Below are 12868 nucleotides of genomic sequence, written 5' to 3'. Positions count from 1 at the left end.
GCTCCGGGCGTCTATACTGCTCGCATGGAGTTTCGCCGCACCTACACCACCATCGACGCCCACACCGCCGGCGAACCGCTGCGCATCGTCACGGCAGGCATCCCCCTCATCCCCGGCGCGACGATGCTCGAAAAGCGCCGCTGGGTGCGCGACAACTTGGATGGGGTGCGCCGCAGCCTGATGTGGGAACCGCGCGGGCACGCCGACATGTACGGCTGCTACGTGACCCCACCCGTCACCCCGGAGGCCGACTTCGGGGTGATCTTTATGCACAACGAGGGCTACAGCACCATGTGCGGCCACGGCATCATCGCGGTAGCGACCGTGGCCGTGGCGACGGGCATGGTGAGCGCGCAAACGCCCGAGACGCGCGTCGGCATCGACTCCCCGGCGGGTTTTATCGAGGCCTTCGTGGCGTGGGACGGCCGCAAGGCGTCGGGCGTGCGCTTTCGCAACGTGCCGTCGTTTTTGTACGCGCGCGACCTCACGGTCGTGACGCCCAGCTTCGGCGAGCTGACCCTGGACATCGCCTTCGGCGGCGCGTTCTACGCCTATCTGGACGGGGCGCAAGCGGGGCTAGCGGTGCGACCAGAGAACACCCGCGCGCTCGTGCAGCTCGGCGACGAGGTGAAGCGGGCGGTCGAGGCGACGCTCGAGGTCGTTCACCCCGAGGAGCCCGCGCTGCGCGGCCTCTACGGCACCATCATCGGCGGCCCGCCGCGGCACGAGGGTTCGGACCAGGCCAACATCTGCGTGTTCGCCGACCGCGAGGTCGACCGCTCCCCGACCGGCACCGGCACGGCGGGGCGCATGGCGCAGCTCTACGCGCGGGGGCGTCTCGCGCTCGGCCAGACCTTCGTCAACGAGAGCATCTTGGGGACGGTCTTTACGGGCAGGGTGCTTAGCGAGACGACCGTGGGGGACCTTCCCGCCGTGGTCCCCGAAGTGAGCGGCAGCGCCCACATCACCGGCTTTTGCCAGTGGGTCGTCGAGCCCGATGACGCGGTGGGCGAGGGGTTCTTGCTGCGTTAGCGCCCGGGAACGAAACAAGCATCTTAATATCGTCTCCCAAGTTTACTCCCCATACGGCACCCAGATATTCTTCACCTGCACCGCGCGCCGCAGATACTCCCCCCCCTGGGCCTGCACGGGGTCGAACCAGTCGCGCGCGTAGCCGTCATTCACCCACGTCCTTTTGAGGTTGCCCACCGACGCCCGCTCGACCAGCGCGCTCCCCTCGGCGGTGCCGACGTACCAAAGCGCGTCCACCTCGTCGTGCTCAGCTAGCGTCTTCGTGAGCGCGTCACGGGGCCCCGTGACGAGGTTCAGCACCCCGCCCGGCACGTCGGAGGTATCCAGAACCGTGTAGAGGTCGGTCGCTAGGAGCGGGTAGCGCTCGCTCGGGACGGCCACCACGCGGTTGCCGAGGGCGATGAGGGGCAACGTGAGCGACAGAAGGCTCAGCAAGGGCGCCTCGTCCGGGCAGACCACCCCGACGACGCCCAGGGGCTCGAGCATGGCGAGGGTGACGTTGCGCACCGGGGTCGCGTGCACGGCGCCGTCGTACTTGTCACTGTAAGCGGCGTAGAAGAAGATGCGCTCGATAGCCGCCTCGACCTCCGCTTCGGCCGCTCGCCTCGAGGCCCCGGTGAGCTGCGAGAGCCGCGCCGCGAACTCGGGGGCGCGCGCCGCGAGGTTTTCGCCGAGGTAGTAGAGCACCTGGGCCCTAGCGTGCGCCGTCGCCTTTGTCCAACCCGACGCCTTGCGCGCGGCCTCGACGGCGTTGCGAACGTCCTTGCGGTTGCCCTCGCCGACCTCCCCGACGAGGTTGCCTTTGGCGTCAAAGACGGGGAGGCTGTAGCCCGAGTCGGGCCGCACCTGCTTGCCGCCGATGTAGAGCTTCGGCGTGCGGTCGATGGGCGGCATCCCGAAGCTCGGCAGGGTCTCATCTGCCGTGGACTCTGAACCCTCCGAGGTCGCTTGACGCCTACCTCCTGACTTCTGGCTCCTGACTTCTGACTTCTGCCTCTTCTCCCAGCTCGGCACCAGGTACTCGAAGAGCCCCTCGCGCCCCCCCTCGCGGCCGAAGCCCGACTCCTTGTAACCGCCGAAGCCCGAGGCCGCGTCGAAGAGGTTCGTGCAGTTGATCCACACCACCCCCGCTTTGAGTTTGGGGGCGACGTCGAGGGCCAGGTTGACGTTCTCCGTCCACACCGAGGCGGCCAGCCCGTAGCGGGTGTGGTTGGCGAGCTCGACCGCCTCGGCGGGGGTGCGGAAGGTGGTGCTGGCGATCACGGGGCCGAAGATCTCGACCTGCGCGACCGTGGAGGCGGGGTGGGCGTTCGTAAAGAGCGTCGGGGGGTAGAAGAGGCCCTCTTCGGGTACCGCCCACGAGGGTTGGTAGCAGGTCGCCCCCTCGGCCTTGCCCTGCTCGACCAAGCGGGCGATCTTTTCGAGCTGCACCGGCGCCACGATGGCCCCCATGTCCACGGCTTTGTCGAGCGGCGAGCCGACGCGCAACCGCTCCATGCGCTCGCGGAGCTTGTGCGTCATCCGCTCGGCCACGCCCTCCTGAACGAGCAGCCTCGAGCCCGCGCAGCAGACCTGCCCCTGGTTAAACCAGATGGCGTCGACGACCCCCTCGACGGCGCTGTCTAGGTCGGCGTCGTCGAAGACGATAAAGGGCGACTTGCCGCCTAGCTCCAGGGAGAGCTTTTTACCGCTCCCCGCCGTCTTCTCGCGGATGAGCTTGCCGACTTCGGTCGACCCCGTAAAGGCGAGCTTGTCGACGTCCGGGTGGGCGACGAGCAGTTCGCCCGTGCGCCCGTCGCCGGTGACGATGTTGACGACCCCCGGCGGCAGCCCGACCTCCTGGCAGAGTTCGGCGAAGAGCAGGGCGGTCAAGGGAGTGAATTCGGCGGGTTTGAGCACCACGGTGTTGCCCATCGCGAGCGCTGGCGCGACCTTCCAGGCGAGCATCAGCAGCGGGAAGTTCCAGGGGATGATCTGGCCGCACACGCCGACGCTCTCGTAGCCCACAAGCTCGGTGTCTCTAAGCTGCGCCCAACCCGCGTGGTGGTAGAAGTGCCGGGCGACGAGAGGGAGGTCTAGGTCGCGCGTCTCGCGGATCGGTTTACCGTTGTCGAGGGTTTCAAGGACGGCAAAGAGCCTCGAGTGCCGCTGCACGCCCCGAGCGAGCGCGTAGAGGTAGCGGGCGCGCGCGTGCCCAGAGAGCGCCGACCACGGCCCGAAGGCTTTGCGCGCCGCCGCGACCGCCGCGTCCACGTCCTGTTCGCCCGCCTGCGAGACCCTCGCCAAGACCTCCCTGGTCGCTGGGTTGATGACGTCGAAGCGCTCTTCGGAGGCTGACCTCACGAACGCGCCGCCGATAAAGAGGTCGAAGGTGCGCCCGTGGCGCTCAAGCCACGCGACGGCGCTCGCGGCGCTCTCGGGGGCGGGGCCGTAGTCCATCGTGTCGAAGATATCCTTTACGGTGGGGTTGTCTACCGTCATGGGGCTCCTATCCCGGCATCGCTCGCGGCGACGCCGAGCGCCTGCGCGGCGCGAAGAGGGGTTTTGCCGAGCGTGTCGAGGGGACGTCGCGCGTTGTCAATGGCGGCAAGGAGGAGGGTCGCCGCAAGGTCGGCGTCGGCAAACGTCGGGACACACGTGCAAGAGGTGGTCTCCACGTGCTCACCGAACCGCCTCATCAGCGCGTCGCGCGCGCAGACGCGCATCCACCCAGCGGCTTACCGTCAAGCGGTCAAGGGGTTGGCTGCGCAAAAACGCCTCTACGTCCCCACGCGTTGCCTCGAGCGTGCAGAGCGGCACGACACGGATCGTGTCCAGGTGGCTCAGTCCCGCACCTCACCGCGCATGGCGAGCAACCCCTCGAGGCCGCCCCCGCCAACTGTGCCGAACGCTTTTCTGACCTCCACCGCGACCTCCCCGACCACCTAACCCGCCGTGCGCTCATTCTAGAACGGCGCCCGCCCCGTTTCGGGCCCGCCACTCGTCCTCCAAAAGCCCGTAGACCACCCAGTCCGCCCACCCCGAAGCGAGCTTGTCGACCCCGCGCAAAATGCCCTCCTCGGTAAACCCCAGGCGCTCGGGCACGGCGCGGCTCCTGGCGTTGCCGGGGTGGCAGCGGATCTCGACGCGGTGAAGGCCCAATTCCTCAAAGGCGTACGCGCAGAGGCCCGCGCAGACCCGCGTCACGATACCCTGGCCCTGCGCCGCCTCGGCGAGCCAGTAGCCGATCTCGGTGCGGCGCGTGTCCGGGCGGATGTAGTGCAGGCCGCACATCCCGGCGAGCGCCCCGCGGTGGTAGATACCCGCTTGAAAGCCGTCGCCGCGCGCGAACTGCTCGAGCCCCGACCTGATAAAGGCTTCCGTCCCGCGCACCGACTCGAGCTTGTCCACCCACGGCAAGTAGGGGCGCAGGTGGGCGCGGTTGGCTGTCGTCAGGTCGTAGAGCGCCCTCGCGTGCCGCTGCTCCAAAAGGCGCAGCTCGAGCCCTTCGTCAATGCGCATGGCGAACACCTACGCCTCCCAGGACTCGAGCTTGAGTCCCTCAATACGGGAGAAGTGTTTGAGGTTACGGGTGGCAAGGGTCGCTCCGTTCGCAAGGGCAACAGCCGCAATCAAGATGTCAGCGTCCTCCAAAAGGGTACCCCTACTGCGGAGGTCTTGATAGATGCTCGCGGCGACATCCAAAGCAGGGCGGTCGAGCAGCAACAAGCCCTGTAGGCTGACCAAGCGCTCGAAAGCTGCGAACTTGCGTGCGAAGCGGGGCAGAACCAACCCCCGCCGCATCTCGTAGTAGCTGATGGCGTTGAGCTTTACCTGCGCGCCAGCCAGGCGCGCTTGCTTCCACCGCGCGACCACCTCCTCGTGGCCGGTAATAAGCGCTGAGACGACGTTGGTATCGAGCGTGACCATCAAACGTCAGGCTCGAGGTCCAAGCTTCTGCCGCCAAAGAGCGGTCGGCGGCGCACCGACGCCTCAAACGCTTGGCGGTCAGGCTCGCTCATCGGAGCGGCGAGCTCCTCGAGCAGCTGAAACTCCTCCGCCAACTCCGGCGTGATGGCGTTCGCGTGATGTTCACATTGCTCCAACAAGCCGCGTTCGAGCTGCTCTAACTGCGCCTCATCCAGCTGTTCAATACGCCTCATCACACGCTCTTTTACCGTCATGCCAGCCTCCTCACGCTAGCGGGTGCCGGTACGCGGCCGAGTAGCGCCCGGTGACGAAGTGCTCGAGCTGCCGTTCGATATCACCCAAAAGGCTGCTCGCGCCGAAGCGGAAGCGTCCGGGCTCGAGCCACGCCCGCCCCAGCTCCTCTTTCGTCAGCGAGAGCCACAAGAGCGCCTCTTTGGCCGTGCGGATGCCCCCGGCGGGTTTAAACCCGACCTCGTAGCCCGTGCGCTCCAGGTAGTCGCGGATGGCGCGCACCATGACCAGGCTCACCTCCGGGGTGGCGTTCTCGGCCTCCTTGCCGGTCGAGGTCTTGATAAAGTCCGCCCCGGCCATCATGGCGACCAAGGACGCCTTGTAGACGTTGCGCAGAGTGCCGAGCTCGCCCGTTGCCAAAATGGCTTTGAGGTGCGCCTCGCCGCAGGCCTCACGGAAGGTCCTGACTTCGTCGTACAAGGCTTCCCAGTCCCCGGTCAACACGAACGCGCGCGTCACGACGATGTCGATCTCAGCCGCCCCCTCGGCGACGGCGTAGCGGATCTCCTCCAGGCGCTGGGGCATGGGCGTGAGCCCCGCCGGAAAACCCGTCGCGACCGACGCGACGGGAACGCCGGAGCCGGAGAGCGCGCGCACCGCGTGGGGCACCATCGTGGGGTAGACGCAGACCGCGCCGACGGTAAGCCCCGTCATCCCGAGCGCCTCTAGGAGGTCCTCGCGCACGGGGCGGCGCGCTTTGGCGCAGAGGCGCCGCACGCGGCCCGGCGTGTCGTCGCCGGCGAGGGTGGTGAGGTCGATGCAGCTCACCGCTTTGAGGAGCCACGCGGCCTGGTGAACGTTTTTCACGGTGCGGCGCCCGGGGAGCGTGGCGACGCGGCGCTCGACGGCGCTCCGGTTGACCTGGGCGCCGCGCACCCAGTCGAGCTCGAGCGCCGTGCCGGGGTTGCGAACCCCGTGGGTGGGGTGAAAGGCAGGGTAGGAGGCAGCGTCCGGCGTACCGTTCGGGGTTGCTTGTGGGGTCTCTTGAACCGTCATGGGGTCTCCTCGCTCGCGCGGACGCCCCCGTCCTCTCGGGGCGTCCTGACTGGGTGCTAAAACGTGGAGGGCGCTTAGCTCACCGTTAGTGTAGCGTACGCGCGAGGTTCTACCGGTGCTAACCTAGGGTGTGGAGCGTCCCCCCGACGACACCCCTAGCGGCGCGCAGGCGGGTGCTGCCGAGCACTACCTCGTGCGCACCCCCTTGGGCGTATGTGCGGTGACGCTCTCGCGTCGCGGCTTGGGGCTCGGCGACCGCGGCGGTTTCGAGGCGCGCTGGGCGGGCGACGACGAGCGCCAAGGGGGCGAGGTGCTGGGGCTCGAGCCGTTTCGGGAGCGCGTCAAGGTGCACCTGCAGGCGGTCTACCGCGCGCAGCACGGGCGCGACCCCGGCGCGGTGGCCCTCAACCTCGCGAGCCATCAACTCGTCGACGACCTCGTCGGCTGGAGCCGCCTGAACTGGCGCCCCTAAGCCGGGTAGACGCGCGCCCGCTCGCGCTGCGCGCGGCACAAGGCCGCGCCGAAAAAGAGGATCTGCGCGGAGTAGAAGACAAACAGCAAGACCAGCACGAACGACCCCGCCGCCCCGTAGGCGCTGCTCAGGGCGCTGTTGGCGAGGTACGCCCCGATGAGGTAGCGCCCGAAGGCGAAGAGCAGGGTGCTCACCAGCGCCCCTAGCCACACCTCGCGCCACTGCACCTTGGCAGAAGGCAGCACTTTAAAGACAAAGAGGAAAAAGGCGAAGATGAGGCCCAGGCTGAGGGTCGTCTCGAGGCGTTGCAGCATCACCACCGGCACCCGGCCCTGCAAAAGCGCCGCCGACGCGCTGAGGTAGGTGTTGAGCACAACGAGCACGAGCAGCGAAAAGCCGAGGCCGAAAACCATCAGCACCGAGATAACGCGGTTTTTCAGAAAGCGCAACACGCCCTCGCGTTTCGAGGCGACCTCCGCCTGGATCCCCCAGATGGTGTTTAAGGACGCGCGCAGCTCGAGGAGCACGAGCGAAGCGCCGAAGAGCACCCCCGCAAAACCGCCGAGCGAGGCGAGCACCCCGGTCGTCGGCCGAGCGTAGGCGTCGAAGATGTTGCGAAAGAGCAACTCGAGCACCGCGATGATCGCAGCGTTTTCCTCGCCGACCGCGCGGCTGACTTGGGCGATGATCCCCGCTTGCACCTCCGCTTGGCTCAGAAAGACGCTCGTCATCCCGACCGCGACGAAAAGGAGCGGTGCAAGCGACAGCACGGTGTAAAAAGCCAGCGCCGCCCCCAAGCGGGGTGCGTTGTGCGACGACCAGACCATCGCAGCGCGGCTAAAGATACGCAACACGTCCACAGAACGTCTCCTTCAGCGAGACGCCAAGAGCGCGGCGTGAAGGCACAGCGGCTTTGCTCACGCGCTCTAGGCTGCAAGTAGGCCCCTTGACGCTGCCCGTCAAGGGAGCGTCTTTAGTCTATCGCAGCGCCATCTAGCTTACGGGAGCTACGTTTGCACCCCTGGAGCGGCGACGTTACGCCGGTGGTCGAGGGCCACGGCGACCTTGAGGAGCAGCTCCTGCACGGGTGCGTGGAGCGTCATCCCCTCCTGCGGCAACGGGGGAGAGGGTTCGAAGAAAAACTCCGCCTCGGGGTGGCGCTCGGCCTCCAAAAAGATGTGCAGCAGGGCCGTTTCGCCCGTCTCCTGTTCGTATTCGGCGTGGACGAAGCGCCCCTGCTGAAAGACCAAAAGTGCCTCGACGCCCGCTAGCAGCAGGTAGAGGCGCCCCGAGTTGCGCTTTTGCGTCAGCGACAAGACGAGGTCAAAGAGCGACATCACCTCGAGCGTGCCGCTCACCTTGACCTCGCGGCCGCGCGGGGCGTAGTGGCGCCGCGCTAAGGCGCAGCCGCGTGAGGGGTGGCCGGCGTCGCTGGGCGCGTGGGGGGCGCGCGCCGCCTCGCGAAAGCGGCCGTTGGTAATGAGCAGCGTAAAGGCCGCCTCGAGCACGTCGGCGGGGTGGGCGTCGGCGGCGAGGATCGCCTCGAGGCGCGAGGGCGACAGGCGGCCTAAGAGCGCCTCATCGAGCAGGATGAGGGGCACCTCGCGGAGTTTGGTCTCCCCCCGCACGCGCTGCAACACCTCGAGCGCCCCGACGCCGCCGGTCTCCCGAGCGCTCACCACGACGTCGGGGAGCTCGGCGCGCATCTGCGCGAGCGCTTCGGGGACGCTGCTCGCGTGCCGGAAGACGAGATCGCCGAGCAGGCGTTTGTAAAAGCGCGCCCAGAGCGCTCGCGCCTGAGGGTCGTCGGCCGTCACCACAAGGACGTTCATCGGGGTTCTCGCGCGGCGAGGCGGTAGCGGGGTCGCGGCACCCCTCTACTATCCTATGGGGGCGGGGTGCGAGCTGCGAAAAACCTGGCATCGCCCGGCCCTACTCTGGCTGCAGCGCCAGCGGCACCTCGGGGGTGTCAGGGGGCGCCGCGGGCACCGCCCGCACCCCCCGCCGACCGAAGCGGCGCGCGAGCTCGAGCTCGCTTAAAACCAGCGCCGTCGGGCGGCCGTGGGGGCAAGCCCAGGGCGTCTCGCAGCGCGCGAGCGCGTCGAGCAGCGCCTGCGGGTCCTTTAGGGTGCGCCCCGCTTTGATCGCGGGCAAGCAGGCGAGCCGCGCGAGGACCGCGCGCCACGCCTCGTCGGCCCCGCGGCGGCCGAGGGCGCCGCTGACGACGCCGGGGAGCAGCTCGGGGTGGCCGAGCAAAAAGGCGGGTACGCGCCGCACGCGGTAGCGGCCGCCGCCGAAGGGCTCGAGCTCGAGCCCGGCGGCGCGGAGCGCCTCGCGGCGCGCCGCGTAGGTCGCCTCCTCCTCCGGTGAGAGGGGCAGCAGCTCGGGGGCGGGGAGCTCGACGGGGGGCTCTTGGCGGTAGCGGCGCTCCAGCTCCTCGAAGAGCACCCGCTCGTGGGCCGCGTGCTGGTCGACGACCCAGAGCTGCCCCTCGCCCTCGGCGAGCAGGTAGAGCTCGCGGTAGACCCCGAGGTAGCGCAGCGCCGGGAAGCGGTGGCGCGGCGCCGCGAAGAGCGCCGGCGGCGCCTGCAGCTCCGGCAGGCTCGGCGCCAAGGGGTTGGCGCCTAGGGTCGCCCGCACGGCCTCGCGCAAAAACGCGGCGAGCGCTTCGGGCGCCAAAAAGCGCACGCGGCTCTTGTCGGGCGCGGTGTTGACCAGCACCTGCTCGGGGGGCACGGTGAGGTTGAGGACGCCGACGGGGAAGTGCCCGGCGCGGAGCAGCTCGCGGTAGGCGTGGGTGACGGCTTTGAGGAGCTCCTCGTCCCACTCGACCGGGCGCCCGTTGACGGCTAGCAGCAGGCGGTCGCGCCGCGGGCGGGAGAGCTCGGGGCGCGAGAGGAGCCCCGCGAGCGCGTACCCCTCCCCTTCGGCGGCGACGCCGAGCAGGCGGTTGGCCGTCACCGCTCCCCAGAGGAACTTGACGGCCTCGCGAAACCCGCCCCCGGCGTAGCGCCAACGGGTCTCACCGTCTTGCTCGAGGCTGACGTGCAGGTGCGGGTGGTGCAGGAGGTAGCGCGACAGGAGCGCGAGCGCGCGCCGGCTTTCGGCGCTCGCCGACCCCAGCGCGGCGCGGCGCGCCGGAAGCCGCGCGAAGAGGTCGGTCACCACCGCGAGCGTCCCCTGCGGGGCGGGGTGGGTGCGGAGCGCGACCTCGTCGCCAAAGGCCTCCAACGAGGCGCCACCGAGCTGCGCTGCGGGGCGGCTCGTCAAGCAGAGCCGCGCGGCGTGGCGGATGGCGTAGAGCCCCTCCCCCCGAAACCCCAGGGTGCAGAGCGCGCGCAAAGCGGCCCCGGCGTCCTCCCCCGAGAGCTTCGAGGTGCTGTGCGCTTCGACCGCGCGCGGCAGCTCCGCTGCGGGGATGCCGGCGCCGTTGTCGCGCACGGCGACGCGCTCGGTGCCGCCCCCATCCAGGGCCACCTCGAGGCGCGTGGCGCCGGCGTCGAGGGCGTTCTCCAGGAGCTCTTTGAGGACGTCCGCGGGCGCGGTGACGACCTCGCCGGCGGCGATCTCGCGCACCACCTCGGGGGGCAGGCGGCGGATCGGCGCCATTACGTGGGTTGCGGCGCCAGGCCGCGCGCGCGGTCTTGCAGCTCGTAAAGGAGCTGGAGCGCTTCAAGGGGCGACAGGCGGCTGACGTCGACCGCCAACAGCGCGTCGACCACCCCTTTGGCTTGGTCGTTGCGGGTCGCCTCGAGCCCCTCTAAAAGGGCGCGGGCGCGCGCTAAAACCTTCGCGGGGACGCCCGCGAGTTTGGCGACCTCGAGCCCGTAGGCTTTCGACGCCGGTCCCGGCAGGACCTGGTGGTAGAAGGTCAGCCCCCCTGCCTCCTCTTTGGCGGCGACGTGCAGGTTGCGCGCGCTCGCGAGCCGCCCCTCGAGGGCGGTCAGCTCGAAGTAGTGGGTGGCGAAGAGGACGTAGGCGCCGGTGCGCGCCTCGAGGTACTCCGCCGCCGCCCAGGCGAGCGCGAGGCCGTCGAAGGTGCTCGTCCCGCGCCCGATCTCGTCTAAAAGCACGAGGCTCTTGGGGGTGGCGTTCTGCAAAATGGTGGCAAGCTCGCTCATCTCGACCATGAAGGTGCTGCGCCCCCCCGCGATGTCGTCCGACGCGCCGATGCGGGTGTAGATGCGCTCAAAGAGCGGCAGCACGGCCCTCTCGGCCGGGACGAACGAACCGATCTGCGCGAGCAGCGCAATAAGCGCGCTCTGCCGCAAATAGGTCGACTTGCCCGACATATTAGGGCCGGTGAGGATCAGCAGCCGCTCACTCGGCGACATGGTGAGGTCGTTGGGGATAAAGGGGTGAAAGCGCTCGACCACCGGGTGCCGCCCCGCGCGGATCTCGAGCGCCCCCTCGGAGAAGGTGGGGCGGCAGAAGCGGCCCTCGGCGGCCACCTCGGCGAGCGCGCTGTAGACGTCGAGCTCGGCCAAGGCCGCGCCGAGGTCGCGCACCGCGTCGGCCGCGGCGGCGAGCTCGCCGCGCAGGAGGCCGAAGACCTCGTACTCGCGGCCCTTGGCGGCCGCCTCGAAGCGCAGAATCTCCCGCTCGCGCTCGCGCAGGTCGTCGCGGACGTAGCGCTGCCGGTCCTTTAACGTCTGCACGGCGCGGTAGCTCGGCGGCACGCGCTCGAGATAGGGGCGGGTGACCTCGAGGTAGTAGCCGAAAACCCCGTTGAAGCCGATCTTGAGCGTGGGGATCCCCGTCGCGGCGCGCTCCTCGGCCTCCAGGGCGGCGATCCACGCGCGCGCGTCCTCGGCCCGCGCGCGCAGACCGTCGAGCTCGCGGTCGAAGCCGCTGCGGATAAGGCCGCCCTCGGTGATCTTGAGCGGCGGGTCATCGACCAACGCCGCCCCGACGCGCTCGCACACCCCCTCGGGGACGCGCAGGCGCTCGCCGAGCGCCGCGAGCGCCCGTTCGCCGCGAGCGCCGAGGAGTCGCCTCAGCTCCGGGACGAGCGCCAGCGAGCGCGCCAGGGCGCAGAGGTCGCGGGCGTTCGCGCGCTCCGTGACGAGCTTCGAGGCGAGGCGCTCGAGGTCGTGCATCTTAAAGAGCGCTTTGCGCACCTCGCGGCGCAGCACCCCGTCCTGAACAAACGCCTCGACGGCGCCTAAGCGCGCCTCGATGAGCTCGCGGTCGAGCAGCGGGTGGCGCAGCCACGCCTGCAGCAGCCGCCGGCCCGGCGCCGTGCGGGTCGCGTCGAGGATGCTGAGGAGCGTACGCCCCCCCTCGCCGAGCGCAGCGTGCGCGGTGCGAAAGACCTCCAAGGTGGCGAGCGCCGTCTCGCCGAGCTGCATGTAGGCGCTCGGGTCGTAGCGCACGAAGCGCGTGACCTGGGGTAGCTTCCCGCGCTGGGTGTGGCGCGCGTACGAGAGCACCGCCCCGGCGGCCCGCAAGAGCGCCGCCGTATCCAGCCCCGTCGGGAGCGCGCCGAAGTGCCCAGCGAGCGCCCCTTGCGCCTCGCTCTCGTCGAAGCGCCCGCGCGTCACCATCACCGAAAAGCGCTCGCAGCACCCCTCGCGAAAGCTCTCCTGGGCGTGCAGCTCGGGGGCCAAGAGGAGCTCGGCGGGGCGGTAGCGGCGCAGCTCGTCGAAGAGCGCCGCTTTGCTGTAGAGCTGGGTGCCGCGAAACTCGCCGGTCGAGAGGTCTAGAAGCGCCAAACCGTAACCCTCGCCGGTCGCGACCGCCGCCAGATAGGTCGCGTCGGGGCGCAGGAGTTTGTCATCGGTGACGGTGCCGGGGGTGATGAGCTGGGTGACGTCGCGCCTCACCAGGCCGTCGGCATCGGCTGGGCTCTCGAGCTGGTCGGCGATCGCCACGCAGATGTTTTGGGCCAGGAGCTTTTCGAGGTAGCTGTCGGCGCTCCGCACCGGGATCCCCGCCATCGGCGTGACGAAGTCCTTGCTCGTCTTGTGCGTCAGGGTGATGTTGATCGCGCGCGCGAGCCGCTCGGCGTCCTCGCCGAAGGTCTCGTAAAAGTCGCCGACCTGAAAGAGCACCAGGTAGTCGGGGTAGCGCTCGCGCAGCTCCACGTACTGAGCTAGAAGCGGTGGTAGCGGCCCTTTTCCCTCACCCTTAAGCGTCATGGCGCCATGATACCGCCCCCCGAAAGGA

11 protein-coding genes are annotated in these 12868 nt (G+C 69.3%); 2 read left to right on the top strand and 9 right to left on the bottom strand.

The genetic code is table 11. The features are described from left to right. Positions 1 to 24 precede the first annotated feature (24 nt). Positions 25 to 1032, top strand: a complete 1008-nt coding sequence (gene lhpH / locus TRAD_RS04185; protein ID WP_013177347.1) for a trans-3-hydroxy-L-proline dehydratase — start codon at positions 25 to 27, stop codon at positions 1030 to 1032. A gap of 42 nt (positions 1033 to 1074) precedes the next feature. Here the strand turns inward: lhpH and TRAD_RS04180 are convergent, their stop codons facing one another. The 5 genes from TRAD_RS04180 to deoC form a co-directional block, all read right to left on the bottom strand. Next, on the bottom strand, positions 1075 to 3513 hold the full coding sequence (locus TRAD_RS04180; protein ID WP_013177346.1) for an aldehyde dehydrogenase family protein: 2439 nt from the start codon (positions 3511 to 3513) through the stop codon (positions 1075 to 1077). A 459-nt stretch (positions 3514 to 3972) separates the two neighbouring features. Next, complete coding sequence (locus TRAD_RS04170; protein WP_148221182.1) at positions 3973 to 4533, bottom strand: GNAT family N-acetyltransferase; 561 nt, start codon at positions 4531 to 4533, stop codon at positions 3973 to 3975. A gap of 9 nt (positions 4534 to 4542) precedes the next feature. Next, positions 4543 to 4941, bottom strand: coding sequence for a type II toxin-antitoxin system VapC family toxin (locus TRAD_RS15065; protein ID WP_013177343.1), 399 nt, complete (start codon positions 4939 to 4941; stop codon positions 4543 to 4545). Then, positions 4941 to 5195, bottom strand: coding sequence for a hypothetical protein (locus TRAD_RS04160; protein WP_013177342.1), 255 nt, complete (start codon positions 5193 to 5195; stop codon positions 4941 to 4943). Before TRAD_RS04160 ends, TRAD_RS15065 begins: the two co-directional genes overlap by 1 nt. Positions 5196 to 5205: 10 nt before the next feature. Further along, complete coding sequence (gene deoC, locus TRAD_RS04155; protein ID WP_013177341.1) at positions 5206 to 6228, bottom strand: deoxyribose-phosphate aldolase; 1023 nt, start codon at positions 6226 to 6228, stop codon at positions 5206 to 5208. Between the two features lie 130 nt (positions 6229 to 6358). Between deoC and TRAD_RS04150 the strand changes: the two genes are divergently transcribed. Then, positions 6359 to 6700 (top strand): hypothetical protein, encoded by a 342-nt coding sequence (locus tag TRAD_RS04150; RefSeq protein ID WP_013177340.1) that lies wholly within the window; start codon positions 6359 to 6361, stop codon positions 6698 to 6700. On the opposite strand, the gene TRAD_RS04145 is transcribed toward TRAD_RS04150, so the two are convergent. The 4 genes from TRAD_RS04145 to mutS form a co-directional block, all read right to left on the bottom strand. After that, the gene (locus TRAD_RS04145; protein WP_013177339.1) at positions 6697 to 7560 is read right to left on the bottom strand and encodes a YihY/virulence factor BrkB family protein; all 864 of its coding nucleotides are present in this window, start codon (positions 7558 to 7560) and stop codon (positions 6697 to 6699) included. The genes TRAD_RS04150 and TRAD_RS04145 overlap by 4 nt on opposite strands. Before the next feature lie 147 nt (positions 7561 to 7707). Next, positions 7708 to 8532, bottom strand: coding sequence for a DUF4388 domain-containing protein (locus tag TRAD_RS04140; RefSeq protein WP_013177338.1), 825 nt, complete (start codon positions 8530 to 8532; stop codon positions 7708 to 7710). Positions 8533 to 8632: 100 nt separating this feature from the next. Beyond that, positions 8633 to 10309, bottom strand: a complete 1677-nt coding sequence (gene mutL / locus TRAD_RS04135; protein WP_013177337.1) for a DNA mismatch repair endonuclease MutL — start codon at positions 10307 to 10309, stop codon at positions 8633 to 8635. Further along, positions 10309 to 12840 (bottom strand): DNA mismatch repair protein MutS, encoded by a 2532-nt coding sequence (gene mutS, locus TRAD_RS04130; protein ID WP_013177336.1) that lies wholly within the window; start codon positions 12838 to 12840, stop codon positions 10309 to 10311. The genes mutL and mutS overlap by 1 nt, the downstream gene beginning before the upstream one ends. Positions 12841 to 12868 lie beyond the last annotated feature (28 nt).

It is taken from the genome of Truepera radiovictrix DSM 17093 (genome assembly GCF_000092425.1).
GTDB lineage: Bacteria > Deinococcota > Deinococci > Deinococcales > Trueperaceae > Truepera > Truepera radiovictrix.
This window is presented reverse-complemented; position numbering and strand designations above follow the sequence as displayed.